This is a genomic window from Streptomyces sp. NBC_00096 (genome assembly GCF_045041305.1).
Taxonomy (GTDB): Bacteria; Actinomycetota; Actinomycetes; order Streptomycetales; family Streptomycetaceae; genus Streptomyces.
The window spans coordinates 4103164-4130053 of record NZ_CP108221.1; the positions used below are offsets into that span (position 1 = coordinate 4103164).

Genomic DNA, 26890 nt, shown 5'->3' on the forward strand with positions numbered 1-26890 from the left:
GGGGCGTAAGCGTTCCGGATAGGCTCGGCGCAGCGTTCATGGCTTTTCCCACGGGGCCGCTACGCCCTGCCCGGATGGTGGAATGCAGACACGGCGAGCTTAAACCTCGCTGACCCTCGGGTCGTGCCGGTTCAAGTCCGGCTTCGGGCACGATGACGTTCCGTTTCAGGCCGGAACACGTGAGGGGCGGGGGCGCCACGGGTTCCCCCGCCTTCCCCCGAGAGCACACCGGTACCACCGGGAAAGATCCTCCTTCAGCAGTAGGGCGATTTCTTTGCGTCCGCATTACTCTTGACACCTAGGCCGCGCACGGTGGCCACGGAGGAGTGAGATGAGGAGCAGCAACCCGGTCTTCTCGCGACGGGGGTTCAGCCGCGACAACGGTGCTTATGCGGGCTTCGGCACGCAGCAGCCCCAGGCACAGGCCGGGACCGCCACCAACCCGTACGCGACCAACCCCTACGCGACCGACCCGGCCACGGGTATGCCGCAGGCGCCGGTCCGTGGCAACGCGATGACCATCGACGACGTCGTGAGCCGTACGGCCCTGACGCTCGGCACGGTCATCGTGACGGCGGCCATCTCCTGGATCGCGCTTCCCGTCGACCAGGCCAACCTCAAGACCTCGTACGGCATCGCCATCGGGGCCGCGCTCATCGCCTTCGTCTTCGCGATGATCCAGTCGTTCAAGCGCAAGCCGGTCCCCGCGCTGATCCTGGCCTACGCGGCGTTCGAGGGCGTCTTCCTCGGCGTCATCAGCTCGGCCTTCAGCACCTACACCGGCCCGGGCACGGTGATCCAGGCCGTGATGGGCACGATGTGCGTCTTCGCCGGCGTGCTGATCGCCTACCGGATGCGCTGGATCAACGTGAACCGGCGCTTCGTCGGCTTCGTGACGGCGGCCGCCATCGGCTTCATGCTGCTGATGGTCGTCAACCTGCTGTTCTCCGCCTTCGGGGGCGGCGACGGCCTCGGCTTCCGCAGCGGCGGCCTCGGCATCCTCTTCGGCGTCATCGGCATCATCCTCGGTGCCTGCTTCCTCGCCATCGACTTCAAGCAGGTCGAGGACGGCGTGACCTACGGCGCCCCGCGCGAAGAGTCCTGGCTGGCGGCCTTCGGCCTCACCATGACCCTGGTGTGGATCTACATGGAGATGCTGCGCCTGATCTCCATCCTCAAGGGTGACTAGTGCCCGTACCCCTTGACCGGTTCAGCAGCTGAGCGGTTGAGCAGAGGAAGGCCCCGCGAGCACGTGCTCGCGGGGCCTTCCCGCATGCCGGGCTCAGCCGAACTTGCGGGCGGCGCGGCGCAGGTCGTACTCGTGGATGATCGCTTTGGCCTGGCCGTACGACAGCTCGTGCGCGCCGAGCAGCCAGCTGACCTTCTCCTCGAACCGGACCAGGGAGGGACCTTCGTCCACGGCCCGGAGCCAGTCGGACACGTCACGACCGGTGGTCTGCGGGATTCTGTCGATCATGTTGCGGTGTGTCTGCTCGGAGAACTCTACGGACATGGGCGCCTCCGGAGGTATCGCCGTGCTGCTCTCTTGACGCCACCGTGCCGGAGAGTTCGCCCGTTGGCAATGGCGCCGGGGCGGCGCGTAAGGTCGGCCGCGTGCTCGATACCTCACCCCTGACCGCCGCCGTGGAACGTTTCGCCGACCGGCTGCGGGCCGCACCGCAGAGCCGGCTCCAGCAGGGCGCCGCCGAGGTGGCGCTGGACCTGGCCCGGGAGCTCTCCGTACGGGCCCAGCGGCTGGAGGCGGCCACCGGGGGCGCCGGGGCCGCCGGGGGCGGCGCGGGGGCGGCTCCGGCGCGCAGGATGCCGGACGCCGGGATCTTCGTCGTCGGCGACCAGCTCGCCGTGGCCGGGCAGGACCTCGCCGAGGCGCTCCACGCCGCCTGGTCCGGAGCGGGAGCGACGGCCGCCCCGGCGACGGCCGCCCCAGCGGCGGCAGGCTCCGCGACCGCAGCCCCCGCAGACGTGGCGACGGCCCCGTCCGAGGTGCTGGACGAGGCCGTTCGACTGGTGGAGCAGGCGGAAGTCAGAGCGATGCGATGACGCGGTCCGCGAGGATGTAGACGTTGCCGTCCGGGTCCTCGGAGTCACCGCAGGAGAAGGTCAGGGCGTAGGCGCCGGAGATGCCCGAGCCGCCCAGCAGGACGGGCGCGCGGCCCGAGCGCAGGGCCTCGGCGAGGCGCTCGGCGGTCTCCCGGTGCCCCGGGGTCATGCAGAGCGTGGTGCCGTCCGTGAAGACGTACACGTCCAGGGTGCCCAGCGGGCCGGGGCGGACGTCCGCGAGCGCCGTACGGGCGTGCGCGAGCTCCTCCAGGCGGCTGACCGTGCGCTCGTGGTCGGCGCCGGGGTGCGAGGCCTGGACCGGCACGAAGTCGGGGTGCGAGGGGTGGCGCCGGCGGGCGGCGGCCAGCTCGGCCGAGTCCTCGGGGTAGGCGAGGTACTCGGCGGCAGCCTCGGCCTCCTCGCTCAGGAGCGGCTCCAGGCCGACCATGTCCGCCTGCCGGGGCAGGAAGACCGGGCTCTCCTCGCCGAGGCCGGACAGGCCGCCCAGCAGCGAGGGGGCGTCCGCGGCGTCACGGGCCTCCTGGGCGGCCCAGAAGGCACGTGCCTCGGCGAGCTCGCGCTCGCGCTCCTCGGCCAGGGCCTCGGCGACGGCGGCTCGTATCTCGGCGGCGGGGGACTCCACGGCGCTGCGGGCGTGCGGGACGGTCGCACCGCGAGGGTGCACCACCGTCAGCTCACCGCGAAGGGCCGTGACCTGCTTGCGCAGGCCGTGGACGGCGTGCAGCGCAGCAGCGCCCACGGTCGTGGCAGCGGCCGTGGTCAGCAGTAGGGCAAGAGACATGGCGCTCACTGACTAACTCCTGATTGATTCGATCCCCCGACTTCCTACATCAGCTTGTCCTGCCCTGGGAATGGCGTGCAGTGCATTACGTCACGAATTGGACAGGCCTTTAGGCCTGGCGGCCACCCCCAAGCACGGCCTGACCTGCGGAAACGATGATCCCCCAGGGCGTATGTCACATCCTGGGGGACATTTGGTCACAGAATGGCCGCGACAGGGTTAGATTCGCTGTCAGTACGGCGCAAGGGATCAAGCGGATCCCTTACGGCGCCTGGCATCGGCCCTTGATCCCGACGAACCGGTGGCCGAATCGGCTCAGCTCAGGCGCTCGATCACCATGGCCATGCCCTGACCGCCGCCGACGCACATGGTCTCCAGACCGAACTGCTTGTCGTGGAACTGCAGGCTGTTGATCAGCGTGCCGGTGATGCGCGCGCCGGTCATCCCGAAGGGGTGGCCGATGGCGATGGCCCCGCCGTTGACGTTCAGCTTCTCCAGCGGGATCTCCAGGTCCCGGTAGGAGGGGATCACCTGGGCCGCGAAGGCCTCGTTGATCTCGAACAGGTCGATGTCGCCGACGGTCAGGCCCGCCCGCTTCAGCGCCTGCCTGGAGGCCTCGACCGGGCCCAGGCCCATGATCTCGGGGGAGAGGCCGGTCACGCCGGTGGAGACGATCCGGGCCAGCGGGGTCAGGCCGAGCTCGCGCGCCTTGGTGTCGCTCATGACGACCAGCGCCGCGGCGCCGTCGTTCAGCGGACAGCAGTTGCCGGCCGTGATCAGGCCGTCGGGGCGGAAGACGGGCTTGAGGCCCTGGACGGCCTCCAGGGTGACCCCGGCGCGCGGGCCGTCGTCCTGCGAGACGACCGTGCCGTCCGGGGTGGTGACCGGGGTGATCTCGCGGGCCCAGAAGCCGTTCTTGATGGCTTCCTCGGCCAGGTTCTGCGAGCGCACGCCGAACTCGTCCATGTCGGCGCGGGTCACGCCCTTGAGGCGGGCCAGGTTCTCGGCGGTCTGCCCCATCGCGATGTACGCGTCGGGGGTCCGGCCGTCCTCGCGCGGGTCGTGCCAGGAGGAGCCGGTGGACTGGGCGACCTCGGCGGTACGCGCCTCGGAATCGGCGAAGAGCGGGTTGTGGGTGCCCGGGATCCCGTCGGAGGAGCCGTTCACGGTCCGGGACACCATCTCCACGCCCGCGGAGATGAAGACGTCGCCCTCGCCCGCCTTGATGGCGTGCAGCGCCATCCGGGAGGTCTGCAGCGAGGAGGCGCAGTAGCGGGTGATCGTGGTGGCGGGCAGGTGGTCCATGCCCATCTGCACGGCCACGATCCGGCCGAGGTTGTGGCCCTGCTCGCCGCCCGGCAGGCCGCAGCCCAGCATCAGGTCGTCGATCTCGCGGGGGTCCAGCCCGGGGACCTTGGCGAGCGCGGCCTGGATGACCGTGGCGGTCAGGTCGTCCGGGCGGACGTCCTTCAGGGATCCCTTGAAAGCGCGCCCGATCGGCGAACGGGCGGTGGAAACGATGACGGCTTCGGGCATCGGGGCTCCAAGGGAGGTGGTGTCGTACCGGGACCGCATGCGAAGTTACCGCCCCGTACCGTCGAGGTCACTGCCCTTGCGATGTGACACCGGTCGCTCTGGCCCCGCCCCCGGCCGCCGTCCCGGACGGCTTCCCGGCCGTCCCGCCCGTCCCGGACGGCTTCCCGCCCGTCCGCGCCGCCGTGGCCGCCCCGCCGGTCCCTCCGGTCTGCTCCGTGAGGTCCTCGCCCGGCACCCGGCGCCTGCGCCGGTACTTGAGCAGGGCCCACGGTCCGCGCGCCGCCGTCACCTCGGTGCCCGCCTGCCCCGCAGCCGCCGAGGCGGCCTTGGCCACCGGGAGCATGTCCTCGTTGCGCGACACGTCCAGCCGGTCCGACTCGGGCCAGACGCCCAGGGCCGCGCACAGCGTGGGCAGCACGGCCATCGCGGCGGTCGCGTACCCCTCCGCGGACGGGTGGTAGGAGTCCGGGCCGAACATCTCGCGCGGGTTCGCCGCGAACTCCGTCCCCATCAGGTCGCCGATCGAGACCGTACGGGCGCCCAGCGCGAGCACCCCGATCGTCTGGGCGGCGGCCAGCTGGCGCGAGACCCGGCGGGCCAGCCACCGCAGCGGCTGGTAGACCGGCTCGATGGTGCCCAGGTCCGGGCAGGTGCCGACCACGACCTCGGAGCCCGCGAGCCGCAGTCTGCGTACGGCCGAGGTCAGCAGCCGTACCGACTGGGTCGGCGGCATCCGCCGGGTCACGTCATTGGCGCCGATCATGATCACGCACACGTCGGGGGCCGGCCCGTCACCGTCCAGCAGCAGCCCCGTCTGCCGGTCCAGGTCGTCCGACATGGCCCCGCACAACGCCACGTTGCGCAGCTCCACCGGACGCTCGGCCACCGCCGCCAGCCCCGAGGCGAGCAGTGCGCCCGGGGTCTGCCGCGCCCGCCGCACGCCCAGCCCGGCCGCCGTGGAATCGCCCAGCATGCCCAGGCGCAGCGGGCCCGGACTCAGCTCCGGCCCGCCGAACTCGCTCCCGTACAGCCCGTCCGCGTGCGGCGGATCCGGCAGTCCGGTGCCGACCGTCCGCTTCGCGAACTGCATCTCCGCCACGACCAGCCCCACCGCGGCGGCCCCGACGAGCCCGAGCCCGCCCCCGCCGTACGCCGCGCCCGCCGCGATGCGGCGGGCCGTCCTCGCTCTGGACACCCTTCAAGCCACCTCCTCGGTCCCTCGGCCGGATCTTTCCTCTGTCACTCGGTCCTGATGACCTACCTGCCCCGTAGTGCGGGTCGGCCAATCCCTTTCCGCTTAGTCTGGCGGTGCCTCCCGGAGAACCCGTGGAGTCCCCTCCTTGGAGAACATGGTGCAATTCCACGACTCGATGATCAGCCTCGTCGGCAACACCCCGCTGGTGAAGCTCAACCGTGTGACCGAAGGCCTGCAGGCCACCGTCCTTGCCAAGGTTGAGTACTTCAACCCCGGCGGGTCCGTGAAGGACCGGATCGCCGTCCGGATGATCGAGGCCGCCGAACAGAGCGGTGCGCTCAAGCCCGGTGGCACCATCGTGGAGCCGACGAGCGGCAACACGGGTGTAGGACTCGCCATCGTGGCCCAGCAGAAGGGCTACAAGTGCATCTTCGTCTGCCCTGACAAGGTCTCGGCGGACAAGATCAACGTCATGCGCGCGTACGGCGCCGAGGTCGTGGTCTGCCCGACCGCCGTCGACCCCGAGCACCCGGACTCGTACTACAACGTGTCCGACCGCCTGGTGCGCGAGACGCCCGGCGCCTGGAAGCCGGACCAGTACAGCAACGCGAACAACTCGCGCTCCCACTACGAGACCACCGGTCCCGAGCTCTGGGAGCAGACGGCCGGGAAGATCACCCACTTCGTGGCCGGCGTCGGCACGGGCGGCACGATCTCCGGCACCGGCAGGTACCTCAAGGAGGCGTCCGGCGGCCAGGTGAAGATCATCGGCGCCGACCCCGAGGGCTCGGTCTACTCGGGCGGCTCGGGCCGTCCGTACCTCGTCGAGGGCGTCGGCGAGGACTTCTGGCCGACCGCCTACGACCCCAACGTGACGGACGAGATCATCGCGGTGTCCGACAAGGACTCCTTCCAGATGACCCGCCGCCTCGCCAAGGAGGAGGGCCTGCTCGTCGGCGGCTCCTGCGGCATGGCGGTCGTCGCCGCGCTGCGGGCGGCCGAGGGCCTGGGCCCGGACGACGTGGTCGTGGTCCTGCTCCCGGACAGCGGTCGCGGATACATCAGCAAGATCTTCAACGACGAGTGGATGGCCGGACACGGCTTCCTGGAGGACGCGGGCCCCTCCGCCCGCATCCGCGACGTGCTCGCGGACAAGGCGGGCGGCATCCCCTCCCTGGTCCACATGCACCCCGAGGAGACCGTCGGCGAGGCCATCGAGGTGCTGCGCGAGTACGGCGTCTCGCAGATGCCGATCGTCAAGCCGGGCGCGGGTCACCCCGACGTGATGGCGGCCGAGGTCATCGGCTCCGTGGTCGAGAAGGAGCTGCTGGCGGCGCTGTTCGCGCAGCACGCGTCCCTGACCGACCCGCTGGAGAAGCACATGAGCGCGCCCCTGCCGCAGGTCGGCTCCGGCGAGCCGGTGTCCGAGCTGATGGCGGTCCTGGGCGAGGCGGACGCGGCGATCGTGCTGGTCGAGGGCAAGCCGACCGGTGTGGTGAGCCGTCAGGACCTGCTGGCGTTCCTGGCGAAGGGCGCCAAGTAGCCCGTACGGGGCCGCGCGCGGGCGTCGCGCAATCGGTACGGGCCCGACACGTGACGGCAGCACCCGCTTAACACGGCTCCGGCACAGTGGTGGTTGTCGGCAGGGAAGCCCGGGAGACCGGGACCCGGCCGGCGCCACGAACGGCGTCGACGCACTTCCGGAGCGGCTCCCGGACCGCGTTGGACGCCACGGACGCGCGGACGGCCCTGACCCGGCCCGTGTCCAGCGCGGGGACCGCCGTCGTCCCGCCCCCGGGCAACCGGGGTGCGGCGGTCCCCGCGCTCACTCCTTTTCCGGGCCCGGAACGGCCGGGGCCCGGCGCCCAGGACCGGCGGGGTCAGGCCCTTTTCGGGCCCTTCCGGTCGGCCCGGATCAGTCGAGCGGGTCGGGACCGCCGGGCCGCTGGTGACGGCGGCCGCGGAACTTCGCCGCGTGGACGTAGTTGACGCCCAGGATGCCGAGCCAGGCGACGACCAGGCCGCTGAGATGGGCCTGTGCGGCGCCGATCGCGGACAGCGGGACCGCCAGCACCAGCGTGATGATCGCGAAGCCGAACCGTTCGCCGAAGTTCCCGTCCGGGGAATCCGCCGCGGCCCCGGGCCCGCCGCGGGCCGCGGTGAGGCGCTCCTCCGCGAGGCGCCGGCGGACCTGCGTGTCGATCTTCTCCACGAACGAGTCCACCAGCGCGGCCTCGTACTCCGGCCCCAGCTCCCGCCGGGCGTCGAGCGTGGCGGAGAGTTCCTTCTTCAGCTCTTGGGACTCCATGCCGCCAGCCTAGGAACCGCCGCCCGGCCCGGCACTGGGGGTAGCCCCCGTATCGCGTCGCACGAGGGTGCGGACGGGGCGTACGAGGATCAGGGCGAGGGCGCAGCCGAGGCCGATGGCGGCGCCGGCCAGCAGGAGCGGGCGGACGCCGAACAGGGCGCTGGCGGGGCCCGAGAGGACCTGCCCGAAGGGGATGGCGAGGATCGAGCCGCCGATCTCGTACGCGGTCACCCGGTTGAGCCGGTCCCGGGGGATCTGGGTCTGCACCGTGGTGGACCACTGGACGCCCCAGAACGCCCAGCCCACGCCGCTGACCGCGTAGCCGAGCATGAGCAGCGGGAGGGCGGGGACCAGGGCCGCCGCCAGCGGCATCATCGGGAACAGGCACATCGCGAAGCCGCCGCCGAGCAGCGGGCGGACCGGGCGGAGCCGGATCGCGACGAGTCCGCCGAGTACGCAGCCGGCCCCGAACGCGGCCTCGGCGTACCCGAAGGCCGCCTTGCCGTGTTCGGCGATGACCGAGGCCGCGCCGAGCGGGGTGAGCGGGCCCCAGACGAAGACGCCGAGCACCCACCAGATCAGGATGACCGCCCACAGCCAGGACCTGGAGCGGAACTCCTGCCAGCCTTCCCGCAGGTTCGCGAGCGTGGACTCCGAGCGGTCGGGCACGAAGCGGGGCAGCCGCAGCGCCAGCAGGCAGAGCGCGCTCACCGCGAAGGTGGTGGCGTCGATCAGGAACACCCAGGCCGTGGAGGTGGCGGCGACGAGGACGCCCGCGAGGGCCGGACCGGCCATCGTGGACATCCCCTCGCTCACCCGCAGCACCCCGTTGGCCTGCGTCGGGTCGGCGGAGACCTGGGGCACGAGGCTGTTGGTGCCCGGCTGGAACATCGCGGTGGCCATGCCGCCGAGGACCGATCCGCCGATGACGAACCACAGGGTGGGGTGGCCGAGCCAGAGGTAGAGGGCGAAGGAGCCCTGGGCCACGCACCGGACCGCGTCGGCGCCGATCATCTGGGGCAGGGGGTGGAACCGGTCCGCGAACACCCCGCCGAAGACGACGAAGAGGGCGAAGGCCCCCATCCACGCACCCAGCGCGTACCCGATGCCGCTCACCCCGTAGCCGAGGGAGATCATGGCGACGGCCATCGCGACGGGCATCATCGTGTCGCCCAGCATCGAGACGACGCGGGCGGTGAAGAACAGACCGAAGTCCCTGGTCCAGAGGCGGGCACCGGGAACGGGCGGGGCGGAGACGGACGAAGACACCATGGAGGGCCAATTCGCTTGGGTGTGGGGGGCGTTGGCCGGGCGAACCGCGGTGGCCGGCACTTGAGGATCAAGCGCGGGCCCTCGGTCGTCAAACGAATTGCGCGGGGCTCCGGGCGGGGTCCGGGAGGTCCCGGATCGCGAGCGCGGGTTGCCGTCCTGCATAACCGCATGCAGAGTGCTCGGTGACTGAATATCCCACCGGCGACGGACGGGACGGAGGGGAACGGGATGAGCGAGAGCCCTGCGGCGAGGCTGCAGAAGCTGTTCGAGGGACACCGGCTGACGCCGACCCAGCGGCGCATCGCGCACTGCATGGTGCGCGGTGCGGCGGAGGTGCCGTTCCTGTCGAGCGTGGAGCTCGCCGAGCTGGCCGGCGTGAGCCAGCCCTCGGTGACGAGGTTCGCGGTGGCGCTGGGCTTCGACGGCTATCCGGCGCTCCGCCGCCACCTGCGGGAGGTGGCCCCCGCCGAACGGGCCGGGGCCGGGGACGCGGACTCGTACAACGAGTACCAGCAGGCGGTGCAGGGGGAGATCGAGAACCTGCGCCGGCTGTCCGCGATGCTCGCCGACCCGGCGCCGGTGCGGGAGGCGGGGCGGCTGCTGGCCGGGTCGAGCCCGCTGCCCGTACTGGGGCTGCGCGCGGCCTCCTCGCAGGCGCGCGGGTTCGCGTACTTCGCCGCGAAGGTCCATCCGGACGTACGGCTCCTCGACGAGGGCGGCTCGATGCTCGCCGACCGGATCGACGCGACCGTGGCGGCCGGGGCCTCGGCCCTGCTGTGCTTCGCGCTGCCCCGGTACCCGAAGGAGGTCGCCGAGGCCCTGGACCACGCGCGGGCGGCCGGGCTGACCGTGGTGACGGTCGCCGACTCGGCCTTCGCGCCGGTGGCCCGCCATTCGGACCTGCTGATCCCCGCCCCGGTCGGGACCGGGCTGGCCTTCGACACCGCGTGCGCGCCGATGCTGCTGGGGCGGGTGCTGCTGGAGGCGATGGCGGACGCCCTACCGGACGCGCAGGCCCGCCTGGAGTCCTTCGACGCCCGGGCCGCTGCACGGGGCCTGTTCGTGGAGTAGCCCCCGGGCCCCGGGCCTCTGACCCCGGCCTCCGGCCTCCGGCCCCGGCCTCTGACCCCGGCCTCTGGCCCCGGCCCCGGCCTCTGACCCCGGCCTCTGGCCCCGGCCCCGGCCTCTGGCCCCGGCCTCCGGCCTCCGGCCCCGGCCTCTGGCCCCGGCCTCTGGCCCCGGCCTCCGGCCTCCGGCCCCGGCCTCTGGCCCCGGCCTCCGGCCTCCGGCCCCGGCCTCCGGCCTCCGGCCCCGGCCTCCGGCCTCCGGCCCCGGCCTCCGGCCTCCGGCCCCGGCCTCCGGCCTCCGGCCCCGGCCTCAATCGCCGGCAGGGCTGGAGTGTGCTGCCGGTCCGTGCGCACGCCGCGGCGCCGTTGCCGGGGGCCGGCCCCCCGCTCCTGGATTTGGCTGACGTTGGCCGAAATCCAGCCCCTCCGGCGTTTGAGGAGCGGGGTCTGGGGCGGAGCCCCAGGGGCTCGGGCGCAGCCCGGGGCCCGCGGGTCAGGGCGGAGCCCGGGACCCCTTCCAGCCCGTCCGGCGCCTGAGGACCGGGCTCCGGGCAGCGCTCGGGGAACGGTGGAAGGGCGGGTAGGGGACTCGCCCCGCGCAGCGGCTCGGCCCGGGCCGAGCACAGGGCCTGCCCCGTGCAGCGGGTCACCCCGGGCGGCGCTCCGGGAGAGCGGCGGGCGCGCCCGGGCAGCGGTCCGGGAGGGCGGCGGCCGGGAGGGCGTCGGTCCGAAGGGGCGGTGGTCCGGGAGGGCGGTGTTCCGGGAGGGCAGCGGTCCGGGATGGCGGTGTTCCGGGAGGGCGGCGCTTCGGGAGGGCGCCGGTTCGGGAGGGCGGCGCTTCGGGAGGGCGCCGGTCCGAGGGGGCGCCGGTTCGGGAGGGCGCCGGTTCGGGAGGGCGGCGGGCGCGCCCCGTCAGAGGAGGGCGTCCGGGGCGGCCCCGCCCGCTTCGGCGGGGATCGTGGACGGTGACTGCGCCGCGCGGGCCAGGGCGAAGCGGACCCCGCCCGCCGGGGAGACGGTGAAGCCGTGCACCGCCGGCCGCGGCAGGCTGTTGTAGCCGTAGTGGGCGGTGAAGGCGTACGCCCCCGTGTCGGGGACGGCGATCAGGTCCCCGGGGGACAGCAGCGGCAGCTCCCGCCCGGCCGCCAGCAGGTCCCCCGCGAAGCAGGCCGGCCCCGCGACGTCCTGGACGACGTCCGGCCCCGTCAGCGGAGCACCCCCGGCGTCGTAGGGCACGATCCGCAGTGGCCAGGCCGCCGGCGCGTACACCGTACGGGTGGCCACCTGAACCCCCGCGTGCGTCAGCGCGATCGCCCGCCCGCCGGTCGTCTTCGTGTACTCGACGCGCGAGAGCACGAGCCCGTGCTTGGCCGTCAGGGACCGCCCGAACTCCGTGACCAGCCCGTACGCGCCCGAGAAGAGCCCGGGGACGGCCTCCCGCAGGGCCGCCACGTACTCGGCGAAGGTGGGCGCGACCGCGTCCGAGGCGAAGTTCACCGGCAGCCCGCCGCCGATGTCCAGGGTGTCGACCTGCCGCCGCCCGGCCGCCGCGTTGATCTCCTCGGCCAGCGCGTACAGCTCCCGCACCCCTTCGGCGATCAGCGGCAGCGGAACCCCCTGGGAGCCCGAATGGGTGTGCAGGCGGGTGAGCCAGGGCCGTTCCAAGTACGCCCGTACGAGCCATTCGCGCGCGCCCGGATCGCGCAGGCCGACGCCGAACTTCGAGGTGGCCGTGGCGGTGGAGAGGGCGCCGATGCTGCCCGCGCCGGTCTGGGTGTTGATCCGTACACCGATCGGGGAGGCCCCCGCCGCCCCCGCCCCCGCCGCCCCGCCCGCCCCGGCGACGAGCCCGTCCAGGCGTTCCAGCTCCTGGCGGTTGTCGGCGTTCACCGCGATGCCCAGCGCGAGCGCCTCCCGCAGCTCGGCGGCCGTCTTGGCGGGGGAGTCGAGCACGGTGCGCTCCGGCGGGACCCCGGCCGCGCGGGCCAGGGCCAGTTCGCCGGGGCTGGCCACCTCGCAGCCGAGCCCGGCGTCGGCGAGCAGCCGCAGGACCGGGACGAGCGGGGCGGCCTTGACGGCGAAGGCGTGCAGGACGGGGGTGCCGGGGGCGCCGGCGGCCGCGAAGGCCTCGGCGAAGGCGCTGGTCAGCGCGGCCGCGGAGGTGCGGATGCCGGCCACGTCGAGCAGGCAGACCAGGGGCGACCCCTCGTCGATCAGGCCCTGCCGGACGGCGGCCCGCACGGCCAGGTCGCGCCGGAGGGCCGGCCCGCCGGCGGTGTGCGCACGCGTTTCGTCTGCCATGTCCGTCAGTGTCCGCCGGTCCGCCGCCCGGCGCGTTCGCCCGCAGCTGTTGACTGAATCTATTCAGGGAGCAAGTATGTGAATGGATTAACCAACACCGGAGGAGGCACCGCCATGTCAGGACCCCGCCCCGTACGTGCCGCACGAGGTACCGAGCTGAGCACCCTGGGATGGCAGCAGGAGGCCGCGCTGCGGATGCTCCAGAACAACCTCGACCCCGAGGTCGCCGAGCACCCCGACAAGCTCGTGGTCTACGGCGGCACCGGCAAGGCCGCCCGCGACTGGCGCTCGTACGACGCCATGGTGCGCACCCTCCAGACCCTCAAGCAGGACGAGACGATGCTCGTCCAGTCCGGCCGCCCGGTCGGCGTGATGCAGACCCACGAGTGGGCGCCGCGCGTCCTGCTCGCCAACTCCAACCTCGTCGGCGACTGGGCCAACTGGGAGGAGTTCCGCCGCCTGGAGAACCTGGGCCTGACCATGTACGGCCAGATGACGGCCGGTTCCTGGATCTACATCGGCACCCAGGGCATCCTCCAGGGCACCTACGAGACCTTCGCGGCCGTGGCGGCCAAGAAGTTCAACGGGACCCTCGCCGGCACCATCACCCTCACCGCCGGCCTCGGCGGCATGGGCGGCGCCCAGCCGCTCGCCGTGACGATGAACGACGGCGTCGCCATCTGCATCGACGTGGACCCGCGCGCCATCGACCGCCGCATCGAGCACCGCTACCTGGACGTCAAGGCCGACAACCTGCGCCACGCCCTCCAGCTGGCCACCGAGGCCCGCGACGCCCGCAAGCCGCTCTCCATCGGCCTGCTCGGCAACGCCGCCGAGCTCCTCCCGCAGATGCTCGCCGAGGGCGCCCCGATCGACATCGTGACGGACCAGACCTCCGCCCACGACCCGCTCGCCTACCTGCCGGTCGGCGTCGACTTCGACGACATGGCGGCCTACGCGGCCAAGGACCCGGCCGGGTTCACCACGCGGGCCCGCGAGTCGATGGCCACGCACGTCGAGGCCATGGTCGGCTTCATGGACGCGGGCGCCGAGGTCTTCGACTACGGCAACTCCATCCGCGGCGAGGCCCAGCTGGCCGGCTACGACCGCGCCTTCGCCTTCCCCGGCTTCGTCCCCGCCTACATCCGCCCCCTCTTCTGCGAGGGCAAGGGCCCCTTCCGCTGGGCGGCCCTGTCCGGCGAGGCCTCGGACATCCACAAGACCGACAAGGCGATGCTGGAGCTCTTCCCCGAGAACGAGTCCCTGCACCGCTGGATCAAGATGGCCGGCGAGCGCGTCCACTTCCAGGGCCTGCCCGCGCGCATCTGCTGGCTGGGCTACGGCGAGCGCGACAAGGCCGGCGAGCGCTTCAACGAGATGGTGGCCGACGGCACGCTCGCCGCGCCGCTGGTCATCGGCCGCGACCACCTGGACTGCGGCTCGGTGGCCTCCCCGTACCGCGAGACCGAGGCCATGCTGGACGGCTCCGACGCGATCGCCGACTGGCCGCTGCTCAACGCCATGGTCAACGTGGCCTCCGGCGCCTCCTGGGTCTCCATCCACCACGGCGGCGGCGTCGGCATGGGCCGCTCCATCCACGCGGGCCAGGTCACGGTCGCCGACGGCACCAAGCTGGCGGGCGAGAAGATCCGCCGCGTCCTGACCAACGACCCGGGCATGGGCGTCATCCGCCACGTCGACGCCGGCTACGACATCGCCGAGACGGTCGCCGACGAGCGCGGCGTCCGCATCCCGATGCGCGAAGGCGACCAGGCGTGACCCAGGAAGCCGCCGCCGGAGCCTCGTTCCACGAGATGTGGGCCGAGCTCCGGCCCATCGGCCGGGACCAGGGCAGCGGCGGGTACCGGCGCTACGCCTGGACCGGCGCCGACGCCGACTGCCGGACCTGGTTCCAGGCCCAGGCCGAGGCGCGCGGGCTCGCGTACGAGACCGACCGCAACGGCAACCAGTGGGCCTGGCTCGGCGACCCCCTGGCCGGTGACGCCGTGGTCACCGGCTCCCACCTGGACTCCGTCCCCGACGGGGGCGCCTTCGACGGCCCCCTCGGGGTGGTGTCCTCCTTCGCGGCCCTGGACGAACTCCGCAGCAGGGGAGCGGAGTTCTCCAGGCCGCTGGCCATCACCAACTTCGGCGACGAGGAAGGGGCCCGCTTCGGGCTCGCCTGCGTCGGCTCCCGGCTCAGCGCCGGGCAGCTGACCAGGGAGAAGGCCTACGAGCTCCGTGACGCGGACGGCGTACGCCTGCCGGAGGCCATGGAGGCGGCCGGGTACGACCCCGCCGCCATCGGGGCCGACCCCGAACGCCTCGCCCGCATCGGCGCCTTCGTCGAACTGCACGTGGAACAGGGCCGCGCCCTGGACCTGTCCGGGGACCGGGTCGGCATCGCCTCCGCGATCTGGCCGCACGGCCGCTGGCGCTTCGACTTCCGCGGCGAGGCCAACCACGCGGGCACCACCCGCCTGGTGGACCGCCGCGACCCGATGCTCACCTACGCGCAGACCGTGCTCGCGGCCCGCGCGGAGGCCGCCCTCGCCGGGGCGGTGGCCACCTTCGGGAAGATCTCGGTGGAGCCCAACGGGGTCAACGCCATCCCCTCCCTCGTGCGCGGCTGGCTCGACTCCCGCGCCGCCGACCAGGCCACCCTCGACACGGTCGTGACCGCGATCGAGAAGGCCGCCCGCGAGCGCGCCGACCAGGACGGCATCGACCTGGACATCGTCCGGGAGTCCTTCACCCCGGTCGTCGAGTTCGAGCACGCCCTGCGCGACGAGCTCAACCGGATCCTCGGCGGAGCCGTCCCGGTCCTGGGCACCGGCGCGGGACACGACGCCGGAATCCTCTCGGCGGCCGTCCCGACCGCGATGCTGTTCGTACGGAACCCCACCGGCGTCTCGCACTCCCCGCGGGAGTCCGCCGACGAGGACGACTGCGTTGCCGGCGTCCTCGCCCTCGCCGACGTACTGGAAGGCCTCGCATGCGGTTGAAGGGGCACGTGCTGAAGACGTACTGGCTGGAGCACGCCTGGCTCGGCACCCATGTCGAGCCGGGCGTCACCCTCGAGGTCGCGTCCGACGGGCGGATCGCCGCCCTGCGGACCGGACCCGGATCCGAGACCCCGCCCCCGGGAGCGGAGATCCTGCGCGGGCTGACGCTCCCCGGCCTGGCCAACGCGCACAGCCACGCCTTCCACCGGGCCCTGCGCGGAACCGTCCAGGTCGGCTCGGGGACCTTCTGGACCTGGCGCGACTTCATGTACAAGGTCGCCCACAACCTCACCCCCGAGAGCTACTTCGAGCTCGCCCGCGCCGTCTACGCCGAGATGGCGCTGGCCGGCATCACCGCCGTCGGCGAGTTCCACTACGTCCACCACGCCCCCGGCGCGGTCCCCTACGCCGACCCCAACGCCATGGGCGAGGCCCTGATCGAAGCCGCCGCCGCGGCCGGCATCCGGATCACCCTCCTGGACACGGCGTACCTGTCGGCGGGCTTCGGACAGGCCCCGAACCCGCACCAGCTGCGCTTCAGCGACGGCACGGCCGACGCGTGGGCGGAGCGGGCCTCGGCCCTCAAGCCCCGCGAACACGCGCTGATCGGCGCCGCGATCCACTCGGTGCGCGCCGTGCCCGCCGACCAGCTGGCGACCGTGGCCCGCTGGGCCCGGGAACGCGGGGCCCCGCTGCACGTCCACCTCTCGGAGCAGACCGCCGAGAACGACGCCTGCCTGGCCGCCCACGGCCGCACCCCGACGCAGCTGCTGGCCGACCACGGGGTGCTCGGCCCGCGCACCACCGGGGTGCACAACACGCACCTCACGGACGCCGACATCGCCCTCCTGGGCGCCACCACCACCGGCACCTGCATGTGCCCCACCACCGAACGCGACCTCGCGGACGGCATCGGCCCGGCCGTACGCCTCCAGCGCGCGGGCAGCCCGCTCTCGCTCGGCAGTGACAGCCATGCGGTGATCGACCTGCTCGAAGAGGCCCGCGCGATGGAGCTGAACGAGCGGCTGAGCAGCCGTACGCGCGGCCACTGGACGGCGAACGCCCTGCTGGCCGCGGCCACCGCGGACGGTCACGCGGCCCTCGGGTGGTCGGGTGCGGGGCGGCTGGAGGCGGGTGCGCTCGCGGACTTCACCACGATCGCGCTGGACTCCGTACGGACGGCCGGTCCGCTTCCCCGCCTCGGCGCGGAGACGGCGGTCTTCGCCGCGTCGGCCGCCGACATCCGGCACACGGTGGTGGGCGGCCGCCACATCGTCCGCGACGGCGCCCACGCCCTGGTCCCCGACGTCCCGACGGCCCTGGCCGAAGCCATCGCCGCCCTGCGCGCCTGACCGCCCCCGCCTGCGGCGAGGCTTCCCCCCACCCCACCCCGCCCCTTCCCGAAACCGGGGCTCTGCCCCGGACCCCGTTCCGGGCGCTGCGCGCACGGTGCGCTCAAACGCCGCGCGGGCTGGATGTATCCAGCCCCGCCGGCGTTTGAGGCGCGGGGGTCCGGGGGCGGAGCCCCCGGTTTCGGGAAGGGGCGGGGTGGGGGAACAAACCACTCGACCACCCGAGGAACCATGACCACCACCACCGTCATCACGAACATCCGCAGCCTCGTCACCAACGACCCCGCCCTCGGCGACGGCACCCCCCTGGGCCTCATCGAGCACGCGGCCGTCGTCATCGAGGACGACAAGATCGCCTGGGTCGGCCCCACCGACAAGGCCCCCCAGGCAGACGGCGCGTACGACGCCCGGGGCCGGGCGGCCATCCCCGGCTTCGTCGACTCCCACTCCCACCTCGTCTTCGCGGGCGACCGCACCGCCGAGTTCAACGCCCGCATGTCCGGCCGCGCCTACTCCGCCGGAGGCATCCGCACCACCGTCGCCGCCACCCGCGCCGCCTCCGACGCCGAGCTCGAAGCCAACCTGCTGCGCCACCTCGACGAGGCCCGCCGCCAGGGCACCACCACCTTCGAGACCAAGTCGGGCTACGGCCTCACCGTCGAGGACGAGGCACGAGCACTCCGCATCGCCGCCGCGCACACCGAGGAAGTCACCTACCTCGGCGCGCACATCGTCTCCCCCGACTACGCCGAGGACCCGGCCGGCTACGTCGACCTCGTCACCGGCGAGATGCTGACCGCCTGCGCCCCGTACGCCCGCTGGGTGGACGTGTTCTGCGAGAAGGGCGCCTTCGACGGGGACCAGGCCCGCGCGATCCTGACCGCCGGCGCCGCCGCCGGGCTGATCCCGCGCGTCCACGCCAACCAGCTCTCGTACGGCCCCGGCGTCCAGCTCGCCGTCGAGCTCGAAGCCGCCTCCGCCGACCACTGCACCCACCTCACCGACGCCGACGTGGACGCCCTCGTGCAGGCGGCCGGCACGACCGTGGCCACGCTGCTGCCCGGCGCGGAGTTCTCCACCCGCGCCCAGTGGCCCGACGCCCGCCGGCTCATCGACGCGGGCGCCACCGTGGCGCTGTCCACGGACTGCAACCCCGGTTCCTCCTACACGAGTTCGATGCCGTTCTGTATCGCCCTCGCCGTCCGCGACATGCGGATGACCCCGGACGAGGCCCTGTGGTCCGCCACCGCCGGAGGCGCCCGGGCCCTGCGCCGCACCGACATCGGCGCCGTCACCCCCGGAGCCCGCGCGGACCTGGCCCTGCTCGACGCCCCCAGTCACGTCCACCTCGCGTACCGCCCGGGCGTTCCGCTGGTCTCCGCCGTCTGGCAGAAGGGCCGCAAGGTGGCCTGAACCAGCCGCAATCAGGACGGCGTCGGTGCGGCCCGGGGGCCGTTGATCCGGCGCTGTCCTGTGTCTTCCCTCCGTAAGTCCCCCGGCGTACCTTGAGCCACCAATCTGATGTGCCGTCAGTAACTTGTGGCCCAAGGTTCGAGGGGAAGACGAAGGTGTCCGACCGGAAACGTTCCACCGCGCTTGCGCTGGCCTCCGCGCTCGCGGGGGCGGCGGTACTGCTGGCCGCCCCCGCAGCCCACGCGGCCGTGATCGACGTCCAGTACGACTGCAAGACCCCCATCGGGGACAAATCGGCGGTCTCGCCGATCGACATCAAGGCAGTGAAAGAGGGCAGCGGGTACAAGCTGACGATGTCCTTCCAGAAGGGCGTCTCCTCCAGCCCCATCGAGCTCGGCAAGGGCGCGATGAGCCCGAGCGCCGTGATCCTCGTGGACGGCGCGGAGAAGGTGTCGGTGCCGGTCTCCGGTCCGCCCAACCCCGAGGCCATTCCGGCCAACCAGCCCATCAAGATCACCGATCTCGCGGGCACCTACACGCCGAAGAAGTCCGGCAAGGTCACCCTGACCGCGGGCACGCTCACGATCAAGGCGATGGGCACGACCACCACCTGTACCGCGGGCAACAACCCCAAGCCGTCCCTGGAACTGGACGTGACGGGCAGCGGGGGCGCCCCGGCGACCACCGGCTCCACGGGCTCCACCGGGGACACCCTCCCGCAGACCGGCCCCGAGGACTCCGCCATCGCGCTGGGCACCCTCGGCGCCACCGTGCTGCTCTCCGGCGCCGCCGGCGTGCTCTGGCTGACCCGGCGCGGCCAGCGGGCCCGGTCCTGAACGGAGCACACCCGGTCATGCCCGTGCCCCACTCACCCCGAAGGTTCGGCGCGTTCCTCCTCGCCACCGTCGCCGCCGCCGCGCTCCACTGCGCGGTGGCGGTCCCGGCAGCCGCCGACGAGCCCGGCTGGACCGCCGAGCCCGTCGCGGGGAGCGCGCCGGGGGCGGCGAAGGCCGGGGCCCGCCCGTACTTCTACCTCGCGGGGACCTCCGGCACGGTGCTGGAGGACCGCCTCGCCCTGGTCAACACCAGCGACCAGGAGCACACCGTCACCCTGCGCGGGGCCGACGCCTACAACACGGCGGGCGGCGCCTTCGCGGTGCGCTCCGCCAAGGAGTCCACCGGCGCCGGGCTCTGGATCAGCTTCGGCGCGGGCACCACGGTCAAGGTCCCGGCGCACACCCGCGCGGTGGTCCCCTTCACCGTCACCCTGCCGCCCGGCTCCCAGCCCGGCGACCACCCGGCCGCCGTCGTCGCCACCGAGTCCGGCCACGAGGTGGGCGTACGGGTCCACCTGCGGGTCGGCGGCCCGGCGCTGGCGGCGCTCACGGTCGAGGACGTGTCCGTACGGGGCAAGGGCGCGACCGCGCGCGTCTCCTACACCCTGGTCAACCGCGGCAACGTGGCGCTCACGCCCGAACTGTCCATCAGCGCCGAGGGCACCCTCGGCAAGGTCGCGGGCCGCAGCACCCGCACCCTGCCGGTCGAGGTGCTGCCGGGCCAGCGGGTCGAACTGACCGAACCCTGGCCCGGCGCGCCCGTCCTCGACCGGGTCGGCCTGACCCTCACCGTCACCGCCCCCGGCGGCGCCCGCGCCACGGGCAGCGCCTCGGCGTGGTTCGTGCCCTGGGGGATCGCGGGCCGCACCGGCGTGGGGCTGCTCGGCCTCGGCGCCGTCGCGGCGGCCGCGCTGCTGCTCGTACGCAAGCGGCGGATCCGGTCCGGCGACGGGCCCGGTCCGTCGCCGCACGGGAGCGCCGTACCCGAAGAAGCCCCAGCGCCGGAACACGAGTTGACGGGAGCACCCAGGTGAGAGCCAAGGTGAGGGCCAGGGTGAGAGCCAGGGCCGGCGGGACGCACGGCGGCAGGATCAGGGCCCTCGTCGCGGCGGGATCGGCGGCCTCGGCGGGGCTGGCGGGCGGGCTGGCGGGCGTGCTGGTGTGCGCGCTGGCGCTGCTGGCGGCCGCCCCGGCCACCGCCGACGACGGGGCCAAGCCCGCCGTGGCCCTCTCGCTCAAGGAGGCCGCCAAGGGTACGGAGATCGCCGTCACCGGCACCGGCTGGCGGGCCAAGACCATGGTGATGCTGCTGGTCTGCGGGCAGAACATGATCGGCGGCACCAACAGCTGCGCCAACGCCGACGGCATCGCCGCCTCGGTAGCCGACGACGGGCACTTCTCCGCCCAGCTCCCGGTGGTCGCCCCGCCCAAGCCCTGCCCGTGCGTGGTCAACGTGACCTCCGTCAACGGGGACCAGTCCACGGTCGCGGCCCCGCTGAAGATCACCGACCACCCGGTGGCCGACCTGCCGGCCGAGGGCGGCACGGCCCGCCTCGCCATGCTCACCGGGGTCCAGCTCAAGGGTGAGGACGGGGTGCTGACCTGGTTCGGGGCACCGCCCAGCCGGAAGTTCACGGTCACCGTGGGCAATCTCGGCTCCGCCCCGGTCACGGACCCGGTCTTCCAGCTCGGCACCGCCCACGGGGTGTTCGCGCCCCTCTGGGAAGAGGTCCGCTGGAAGGGCACCATCCCGCCCGGCGGAAAGGCGGAGGTCTCCTTCAACGCCTCCCTGTCGGCGGGAGCCCACGGGGACTACACGCTCTCCCTGAAGTACGGGGAGACGGTCGTGGCCACGCAGCCCTGGGGCGTGGACCGCCCCTACGGGGTACTGCTGTTCTGGGGCCTGCTCCTGCTGGTGATCCCGGCCGGGATCTTCCGCATCGGCATGGCCGTCGTCGACAAGGTCCGCCCGCGCGAGTCCGGCGGCCGCCACCGGGGCCCGCGCCCGCCGTCCGACCCGGCGGCGGCCGTGACAGCCCGGCTGCCGAGGATCCCGGCGGTACGGGGACCCGCGCGAGGTCCCGTACGAGGACCCGGGCCGGGCCGCTCCGAGCCGGCGGACGAACCGCCTCAGACCACCACGGCGGTACTGCCGTGGTTCACCCCGGACACCGCTCCGGGACCAACCGCACCACAGACAGGCGCACCACACACGGACGCGCCACACACCACCGCACCACACACCACCACCGCACCACAGACGTCCGCACCGTCTGAGAACCGTTCGACGACGAAAGGACACTCGTGAAGACCCAACGGAGGGCGAGCGCGGCCGCGGTCGCGCTGCTGCTCGGCGGCGCGGGCATCGCCATGGGGGCCACGCCCGCGCAGGCGGACGTGATCGACGTCCAGTACAAGTGCAAGACGCCGATCGGGGACAAGGAAGCCGTCTCGCCGATCGACATCAAGGCCGTCAAGGAGGGCCTCGGCTACAAGCTGACGATGTCCTTCCAGAAGGGCGTCTCCTCCAGCCCCATCGAGCTCGGCAAGGGCGCGATGACCCCGAGCGCCGTCATCGTCCTGGGCGGCGCCGATCCCGGCTCCGTCCCGGTCTCCGGCCCGGCCAACGCCGATCCCATCCCCGCCAACACGCCCATCAAGATCAGTGACCTCTCGGGCACCTACACGCCCAAGAAGTCCGGCAAGGTCACCTTCACGGCCGGTGTCCTCACGATCAAGGCGATGGGCACGACCACCACCTGCACCCCGGGCAACAGCCCCAAGCCCTCACTCGAACTCGACGTGACGGCGGGGGGCGGCAGCACCCAGCCGCCGACCAGCCCGCCCCCGACCTCGGCGCCGCCCACGAGCCCGCCGCCGACCTCGGCGCCGCCGAGCAGCCCGCCGCCCAGCAGCGCGGGCCCCTCGCCCACGGCGACCGGCGGGGGCCAGACCGACTTCCCGGGCCAGCCCGTCGACGTCACCTTCGACTGCGGGAGCTTCCTCCCCAACGGCCCCCTGAAGGGCAAGGTGACGATCAGCGCGAAGAAGAACGGCGGCAGCTACGACCTGACCGCCACGACCGCCAAGGGCGTGATGAACAGCCCCGCGGACCTGCCGGCGGGGGCCCTCAAGCCCTCGCTGGACATCAAGCTCGGCGGCGCCGACAGCGGCACCGTCAAGGTCAGCGGCCCGGGCAACCCCGGGCCGATCAAGGCCGGCTCGCCGGTCGACCTCAGCGCCATGACGGGCACCTACAAGCCCGGCAAGACCGGAAAGACCACGCTGACCCCGGACAAGCTGACGATCAACGTGGTCATGGCCGCGGGCGTCGACCCGATCGTGGTGCCCTGCGCCGCGACGGCCAGCTCGGTGTCGCTCACGCTCGACACCACCGCCCAGGCGGGCGGCTCCGGCACGTCCGGCAGCTCGGGCACCAGCGGCAGCACCACGGGCGACCTCGCCCAGACCGGCGCCGGGGACGACGGCGGCATCAAGGCCCTGGGCCTGGTCGCCGGCACGGTCATCCTGCTCGGTGCCGCGGTGTTCACCTTCACCCCGTGGCGCCGCCTGCGCGGCCAGCGGTAGGAGGCGGCGACCCGCCCCCGCAACGACGGAACGGCCCGGCACACCTCAGGGTGTGCCGGGCCGTTCCGTGAAGCGGGACGCGTCAGTGGACGGTGCCCATCAGCTTCTGGACGTTCTTGCGGTACGCGTAGACCGCGAAGCCCGCGATCACCGCGGCCAGCGCCTCGAAGGCGATCACCCAGGTGCCGTTGAGGTCCACGCCACCGATGGACAGGAGGCTGGTGATGCAGTCACCGGCGGTGACCGCGAGGAACCAGACGCCCATCATCTGGGAGGCGTACTTCTGCGGGGCCATCTTCGTGGTGACGGAGAGGCCGACCGGGGAGACGCACAGCTCACCGATGGTCTGGATCATGTAGATCGAGACGAGCCACATCGGGGAGACCTTCGTGCCGTCGCCCGCCATGTTCATCGGGACGATGAAGACGAAGAACGAGGCGCCGATCAGGACCAGGCCCATCGCGAACTTCACGATGGTGTTCGGCTCCTGGTTCTTGCGGGCCAGCCACAGCCACAGCCAGGCGAAGACCGGGGCCAGGGCCATCACGAACAGCGGGTTCAGCGACTGGTACCAGGTGGCCGAGAAGCCGAGGCCGAAGACGGTGTCGGCGGTCTTGGCGTCCGCGAACAGGGACAGCGTGGAGCCGCCCTGGTCGTAGATCATCCAGAAGACGGCGGCCGCGATGAAGAAGAAGATGTACGCGGTCATCTTCGACTGCTCGGTGACCGACAGGTCCTTGTCGCGCTTGATGCGCGTCAGAACGGCGATCGGGATGAACAGGCCGGCCAGGGTCAGCGGGACCAGGGCCCAGTTCAGGGTGTACGCGCCGAGGGCGACCACGGCGCCGTAGAACACGGCGATGCCCAGGACCGCGAGCGCGACCTTGGTGAGGACGGCCTTGCGCTCCTGCGGGGACAGCGGGTTCGGGACCACGCTGCTCTTCGGGCTCAGGTGCTTGGTGCCGAGCAGGAACTGGGCGAGGCCCAGGGCCATGCCGACGGCGGCGAGGGCGAAGCCCAGGTGCCAGTTGTGTTCCTTGCCGACCGTTCCGACGACGAGCGGGGCGACGAAGGCACCGAGGTTGATGCCGATGTAGAAGAGCGTGAAGCCACCGTCGCGACGCGGGTCCTCCGGGCCGTCGTACAGGTGGCCGACCATCGTGGAGATGTTGGCCTTCAGCAGGCCGGAACCCGCCGCGACGAGGATCAGGCCGACGAAGAACATCGCCTGACCCGGCACGGCCAGCGACACGTGACCGGCGATGATCACGAACCCGGCGATGGCGACCGTCTTGCGGGCACCCCAGACGCGGTCACCGAACCAGCCGCCCGGCATGGCCATGAGGTAGACCATGGAGACGTACACGGAGTAGATGGCCGTGGTCGTGGCCGCGGTCATCGCGAGACCGCCGCCCTGGCTGCCCGTGGCGGCGTCGGCGCCGCCCGAGACCAGGTAGTACACGAGGAGGGCGCGCATGCCGTAGTAGGAGAAACGCTCCCACATCTCGGTCATGAACAGAGTGGCCAGGCCACGGGGGTGTCCGAAGAAGGTCTTCTCGGTGGACGGGTCCGCCGAGTCCCTCGTCAGGCTGGAAGCCATGGTCGATCCTTGCTTGCTCGGGACGCGCGGCTTCGTGAGCTCAACGGCGCCCGGTGAGGGGTGGCCGGTACCGGCAGCGGCTGTCCCGCCCCACGCCCGGGGGCCTCGCTCCGCGGGGGCGGAGACGAAGGAACATCCGTAACCGGGATCCACGCCCCGCCGCGCTCCATCGCGCGAAGGGCCCGGCCCATAGGTCATTCACTGTTGTTCTGCCCGGAACGGGCTCTGAGACAACAATGCCTGTCCGGTCAGGACAGAAATAAAGACTTCCGGCTGGTTTTGGCACGAAAGTCTCTGAGGTAGTGCATCAGGCGTCTCGACACCATACGACACGACAGTGCCGCATATGAAAGTACTTGAGATATGGATCACAGGTTGCAGTGGAACCAAGTGGGTACATTCGAAGGCCGTTAGTACTTCATAAGCCCAGATCGGCAGGGGTGTGCACGCGGGCCTCTTCTTTCCCCCGCCGCGGACTACCATCACCCACATGACGCGTGTACTGCTCGCCGAGGACGACGCATCCATCTCGGAACCCCTGGCCCGCGCCCTGCGCCGGGAAGGGTACGAGGTCGAGGTCCGGGAGGACGGCCCCACCGCCCTGGACGCGGGACTGCAGGGCGGCGTCGATCTCGTCGTCCTGGACCTGGGCCTGCCCGGCATGGACGGCCTCGAGGTCGCCCGCCGGCTGCGCGCCGAGGGCCACGGCTTCCCGATCCTGGTCCTGACCGCCCGTGCCGACGAGGTCGACACGGTCGTGGGCCTGGATGCCGGGGCCGACGACTACGTGACCAAACCCTTCCGCCTCGCCGAGCTGCTCGCCCGGGTCCGGGCCCTGCTGCGGCGCGGCGCCAACGAGGCCTCCCAGGCCCCCGCCACCCACGGGGTCCGCATCGACGTCGAATCGCACCGGGCGTGGATGGGGGAGGAGGAGCTCCAGCTCACGGCCAAGGAGTTCGACCTGCTGCGCGTCCTGGTCCGCGACGCCGGCCGGGTCGTCACCCGCGACCAGCTGATGCGCGAGGTCTGGGACACCACCTGGTGGTCCTCCACCAAGACCCTCGACATGCACATCTCCTGGCTCCGCAAGAAGCTCGGTGACGACGCGGCGAACCCCCGCTACATCGCCACCGTCCGCGGGGTCGGCTTCCGCTTCGAGAAGAGCTGAAACCGCCCGCTCTAGGGCATTCTCTAAGCCATGCGCCGCCGCCTGATCAACTCCACGCTCGCCGTGGTGCTCGTCGTCATCGCCGTGTTCGGGGTCTCCCTCGTCATCGTCGAGACCCGGACCATCACCAGCAGCGCCCAGGACCGCATCGAGTCCGAGGCGCTGCGGCTGGTGGGCATCGTGGAGAGCGACGTCCTGGAACAGAAGGGTGTCGACGCCGAGACGCTCGGGGATCAGCTCGACGCCGGCCGGTACGCGCGGATCACCATCCCCGGCCGGCCCCCGGTCGAGGTCGGGCCGCGCATCGCCGACAGCGTGATCCGGGGCACCGCCCGCGGTGAACAGGGCGAGGTCGTGGTCGTCGAGGAGTCCCGCTCCACCGTCACCAGGGAGGTCGGGCGGACCCTGGCCGTGGTCGGCGCCGTCGCGCTGCTCGCCGTCGTGGCGGCCGTCCTGCTCGCCGTGCGCCAGGCCAACCGGCTGGCCTCCCCGCTCACCGACCTCGCCGAGACCGCCGAGCGCCTGGGATCGGGCGACCCGCGGCCCCGCCACAAGCGGTACGGGGTCCCCGAGCTGGACCGGGTCGCGGACGTACTGGACTCCAGCGCCGAGCGGATCGGCCGGATGCTCACCGCCGAGCGGCGCCTGGCCGCGGACGCCTCGCACCAGCTGCGCACCCCGCTCACGGCCCTGTCGATGCGGCTGGAGGAGATCACCGTCACCGACGACCTGGAGACCGTACGGGAGGAGGCGACGATCGCCCTCACCCAGGTGGAGCGGCTCACGGACGTGGTGGAGCGGCTCCTGACGAACTCCAGGGACCCCCGTACGGGCTCGGCGGTCCCCTTCGACCTCGACGAGGTCGTCAAACAGCAGCTGGAGGAGTGGCGCCCCGCCTACCGCAGCGCCGGCCGGGCCATCGTCCGCTCCGGGAAGACCGGCGTACGGGCCGTGGGCACCCCGGGCGCGGTCTCCCAGGTACTGGCCACCCTGGTGGAGAACGCCCTGATGCACGGCGGCGGCACCGTGGCCCTGCGGACCCGGGTGATCGGCAACCAGGCCGTACTGGAGGTCACCGACGAGGGGCCGGGGGTCCCGCCGGACCTCGGCAACCGGATCTTCGAGCGGGCCATCAGCGGCCGCAATTCCACCGGGATCGGCCTCGCCGTGGCCCGGGACCTCGCCGAGGCGGACGGCGGCCGCCTGGAGCTGCTCCAGACGCAGCCGCCGGTCTTCGCCCTGTTCCTCAGCCGGACGGCGCCGCAGCGCGCCGAGCCGGAACAGACGGTCCGCTAGGCCGTCTCTTTCGGATCTTGTCGGCCGAGCCCGCGGCGTCCGGTGCCGTGCCAGGCGTCGCGGGCCCGGCAAGATCCGAAAGAGACGGCC

Annotated in this window: 21 protein-coding genes, 1 tRNA gene and 1 pseudogene; 15 read left to right on the plus strand and 8 right to left on the minus strand. The window is 72.7% G+C overall.

Annotated elements, in window-relative coordinates; all coding sequences use genetic code 11:
- Nucleotides 1-68: 68 nt before the first annotated feature.
- Both OG904_RS18060 and OG904_RS18065 read left to right on the plus strand, forming a co-directional pair.
- Nucleotides 69-150, plus strand: a tRNA-Leu gene (locus OG904_RS18060).
- 181 nt (nucleotides 151-331) lie between these two features.
- Nucleotides 332-1189: a Bax inhibitor-1/YccA family protein gene (locus tag OG904_RS18065; RefSeq protein WP_405492168.1), complete on the plus strand. Its 858-nt coding sequence runs from the start codon at nucleotides 332-334 to the stop codon at nucleotides 1187-1189.
- A gap of 93 nt (nucleotides 1190-1282) precedes the next feature.
- Here OG904_RS18065 and OG904_RS18070 read toward each other — a convergent pair whose 3' ends face one another.
- A complete protein-coding gene (locus OG904_RS18070; RefSeq protein ID WP_405492170.1) occupies nucleotides 1283-1513 on the minus strand; it encodes a DUF4287 domain-containing protein in 231 nt (76 codons plus the stop codon).
- Nucleotides 1514-1614: 101 nt separating this feature from the next.
- Here OG904_RS18070 and OG904_RS18075 point away from each other — a divergent pair.
- Nucleotides 1615-1902: pseudogene (locus OG904_RS18075) on the plus strand (hypothetical protein); the annotation flags it as partial.
- Nucleotides 1903-2044: 142 nt separating this feature from the next.
- On the opposite strand, the gene OG904_RS18080 reads toward OG904_RS18075, so the two are convergent.
- The 3 genes from OG904_RS18080 to OG904_RS18090 form a co-directional block, all read right to left on the minus strand.
- Complete coding sequence (locus tag OG904_RS18080; RefSeq protein WP_405492172.1) at nucleotides 2045-2863, minus strand: hypothetical protein; 819 nt, start codon at nucleotides 2861-2863, stop codon at nucleotides 2045-2047.
- 315 nt (nucleotides 2864-3178) lie between these two features.
- Nucleotides 3179-4399: an acetyl-CoA C-acetyltransferase gene (locus OG904_RS18085; RefSeq protein ID WP_405492174.1), complete on the minus strand. Its 1221-nt coding sequence runs from the start codon at nucleotides 4397-4399 to the stop codon at nucleotides 3179-3181.
- A 67-nt stretch (nucleotides 4400-4466) separates the two neighbouring features.
- On the minus strand, nucleotides 4467-5594 hold the full coding sequence (locus OG904_RS18090; protein WP_405492176.1) for an SGNH/GDSL hydrolase family protein: 1128 nt from the start codon (nucleotides 5592-5594) through the stop codon (nucleotides 4467-4469).
- Between the two features lie 157 nt (nucleotides 5595-5751).
- On the opposite strand from OG904_RS18090, the gene OG904_RS18095 reads away from it, so the two are divergent.
- Nucleotides 5752-7137 carry a cystathionine beta-synthase gene (locus OG904_RS18095; RefSeq protein WP_405498096.1) on the plus strand — a complete coding sequence of 462 codons (1386 nt, stop codon included), beginning with the start codon at nucleotides 5752-5754 and terminating at the stop codon, nucleotides 7135-7137.
- 372 nt (nucleotides 7138-7509) lie between these two features.
- Here OG904_RS18095 and OG904_RS18100 read toward each other — a convergent pair whose 3' ends face one another.
- Nucleotides 7510-7902: a hypothetical protein gene (locus OG904_RS18100; protein ID WP_405492178.1), complete on the minus strand. Its 393-nt coding sequence runs from the start codon at nucleotides 7900-7902 to the stop codon at nucleotides 7510-7512.
- 9 nt (nucleotides 7903-7911) lie between these two features.
- Nucleotides 7912-9174 carry an MFS transporter gene (locus OG904_RS18105; protein ID WP_405492180.1) on the minus strand — a complete coding sequence of 421 codons (1263 nt, stop codon included), beginning with the start codon at nucleotides 9172-9174 and terminating at the stop codon, nucleotides 7912-7914.
- A 228-nt stretch (nucleotides 9175-9402) separates the two neighbouring features.
- Between OG904_RS18105 and OG904_RS18110 the strand changes: the two genes are divergently transcribed.
- Nucleotides 9403-10245 (plus strand): MurR/RpiR family transcriptional regulator, encoded by an 843-nt coding sequence (locus OG904_RS18110; protein WP_405492182.1) that lies wholly within the window; start codon nucleotides 9403-9405, stop codon nucleotides 10243-10245.
- Between the two features lie 908 nt (nucleotides 10246-11153).
- Here OG904_RS18110 and OG904_RS18115 read toward each other — a convergent pair.
- On the minus strand, nucleotides 11154-12542 hold the full coding sequence (locus OG904_RS18115; RefSeq protein ID WP_405492184.1) for a diaminopimelate decarboxylase: 1389 nt from the start codon (nucleotides 12540-12542) through the stop codon (nucleotides 11154-11156).
- Nucleotides 12543-12656: 114 nt separating this feature from the next.
- On the opposite strand from OG904_RS18115, the gene hutU reads away from it, so the two are divergent.
- The 8 genes from hutU to OG904_RS18155 all read left to right on the plus strand — a co-directional run bounded on the left by hutU (nucleotide 12657) and on the right by OG904_RS18155 (nucleotide 22736).
- Entirely contained in the window at nucleotides 12657-14321 is a 1665-nt protein-coding gene (hutU, locus tag OG904_RS18120; RefSeq protein WP_405492186.1) for a urocanate hydratase, read from the plus strand.
- Nucleotides 14322-14356: 35 nt separating this feature from the next.
- Nucleotides 14357-15547: an allantoate amidohydrolase gene (locus OG904_RS18125; RefSeq protein WP_405498098.1), complete on the plus strand. Its 1191-nt coding sequence runs from the start codon at nucleotides 14357-14359 to the stop codon at nucleotides 15545-15547.
- Nucleotides 15538-16899, plus strand: a complete 1362-nt coding sequence (locus tag OG904_RS18130) for a formimidoylglutamate deiminase (RefSeq protein ID WP_405492188.1) — start codon at nucleotides 15538-15540, stop codon at nucleotides 16897-16899. The genes OG904_RS18125 and OG904_RS18130 overlap by 10 nt, the downstream gene beginning before the upstream one ends.
- 231 nt (nucleotides 16900-17130) lie before the next feature.
- A complete protein-coding gene (gene hutI / locus OG904_RS18135) occupies nucleotides 17131-18312 on the plus strand; it encodes an imidazolonepropionase (protein WP_405492190.1) in 1182 nt (393 codons plus the stop codon).
- A gap of 155 nt (nucleotides 18313-18467) precedes the next feature.
- Nucleotides 18468-19148 carry an LPXTG cell wall anchor domain-containing protein gene (locus OG904_RS18140; protein ID WP_405492192.1) on the plus strand — a complete coding sequence of 227 codons (681 nt, stop codon included), beginning with the start codon at nucleotides 18468-18470 and terminating at the stop codon, nucleotides 19146-19148.
- A gap of 17 nt (nucleotides 19149-19165) precedes the next feature.
- On the plus strand, nucleotides 19166-20182 hold the full coding sequence (locus OG904_RS18145) for a hypothetical protein (RefSeq protein ID WP_405492194.1): 1017 nt from the start codon (nucleotides 19166-19168) through the stop codon (nucleotides 20180-20182).
- A 119-nt stretch (nucleotides 20183-20301) separates the two neighbouring features.
- Complete coding sequence (locus OG904_RS18150; protein ID WP_405498100.1) at nucleotides 20302-21456, plus strand: hypothetical protein; 1155 nt, start codon at nucleotides 20302-20304, stop codon at nucleotides 21454-21456.
- Complete coding sequence (locus tag OG904_RS18155) at nucleotides 21453-22736, plus strand: hypothetical protein (RefSeq protein WP_405492196.1); 1284 nt, start codon at nucleotides 21453-21455, stop codon at nucleotides 22734-22736. Before OG904_RS18150 ends, OG904_RS18155 begins: the two co-directional genes overlap by 4 nt.
- Nucleotides 22737-22818: 82 nt before the next feature.
- Here OG904_RS18155 and OG904_RS18160 read toward each other — a convergent pair whose 3' ends face one another.
- Entirely contained in the window at nucleotides 22819-24336 is a 1518-nt protein-coding gene (locus OG904_RS18160; protein ID WP_405492198.1) for a peptide MFS transporter, read from the minus strand.
- Nucleotides 24337-24826: 490 nt separating this feature from the next.
- On the opposite strand from OG904_RS18160, the gene OG904_RS18165 reads away from it, so the two are divergent.
- Both OG904_RS18165 and OG904_RS18170 read left to right on the plus strand, forming a co-directional pair.
- Nucleotides 24827-25504 (plus strand): response regulator transcription factor, encoded by a 678-nt coding sequence (locus OG904_RS18165; RefSeq protein ID WP_125816630.1) that lies wholly within the window; start codon nucleotides 24827-24829, stop codon nucleotides 25502-25504.
- 30 nt (nucleotides 25505-25534) lie between these two features.
- Nucleotides 25535-26800, plus strand: a complete 1266-nt coding sequence (locus OG904_RS18170) for an ATP-binding protein (protein WP_405492200.1) — start codon at nucleotides 25535-25537, stop codon at nucleotides 26798-26800.
- Nucleotides 26801-26890: the final 90 nt, after the last annotated feature.

Coding starts and splice junctions, on each gene's coding strand:
- OG904_RS18065 (WP_405492168.1), top strand. CDS start 332: ATGAGGAGCAGCAACCCGGTCTTCTCGCGACGGGGGTTCAGCCGCGAC.
- OG904_RS18070 (WP_405492170.1), bottom strand. CDS start 1,513: ATGTCCGTAGAGTTCTCCGAGCAGACACACCGCAACATGATCGACAGA.
- OG904_RS18080 (WP_405492172.1), bottom strand. CDS start 2,863: ATGTCTCTTGCCCTACTGCTGACCACGGCCGCTGCCACGACCGTGGGC.
- OG904_RS18085 (WP_405492174.1), bottom strand. CDS start 4,399: ATGCCCGAAGCCGTCATCGTTTCCACCGCCCGTTCGCCGATCGGGCGC.
- OG904_RS18100 (WP_405492178.1), bottom strand. CDS start 7,902: ATGGAGTCCCAAGAGCTGAAGAAGGAACTCTCCGCCACGCTCGACGCC.
- OG904_RS18105 (WP_405492180.1), bottom strand. CDS start 9,174: ATGGTGTCTTCGTCCGTCTCCGCCCCGCCCGTTCCCGGTGCCCGCCTC.
- OG904_RS18110 (WP_405492182.1), top strand. CDS start 9,403: ATGAGCGAGAGCCCTGCGGCGAGGCTGCAGAAGCTGTTCGAGGGACAC.
- OG904_RS18115 (WP_405492184.1), bottom strand. CDS start 12,542: ATGGCAGACGAAACGCGTGCGCACACCGCCGGCGGGCCGGCCCTCCGG.
- hutU (WP_405492186.1), top strand. CDS start 12,657: ATGTCAGGACCCCGCCCCGTACGTGCCGCACGAGGTACCGAGCTGAGC.
- OG904_RS18125 (WP_405498098.1), top strand. CDS start 14,357: ATGTGGGCCGAGCTCCGGCCCATCGGCCGGGACCAGGGCAGCGGCGGG.
- OG904_RS18130 (WP_405492188.1), top strand. CDS start 15,538: ATGCGGTTGAAGGGGCACGTGCTGAAGACGTACTGGCTGGAGCACGCC.
- hutI (WP_405492190.1), top strand. CDS start 17,131: ATGACCACCACCACCGTCATCACGAACATCCGCAGCCTCGTCACCAAC.
- OG904_RS18145 (WP_405492194.1), top strand. CDS start 19,166: ATGCCCGTGCCCCACTCACCCCGAAGGTTCGGCGCGTTCCTCCTCGCC.
- OG904_RS18160 (WP_405492198.1), bottom strand. CDS start 24,336: ATGGCTTCCAGCCTGACGAGGGACTCGGCGGACCCGTCCACCGAGAAG.
- OG904_RS18165 (WP_125816630.1), top strand. CDS start 24,827: ATGACGCGTGTACTGCTCGCCGAGGACGACGCATCCATCTCGGAACCC.
- OG904_RS18170 (WP_405492200.1), top strand. CDS start 25,535: ATGCGCCGCCGCCTGATCAACTCCACGCTCGCCGTGGTGCTCGTCGTC.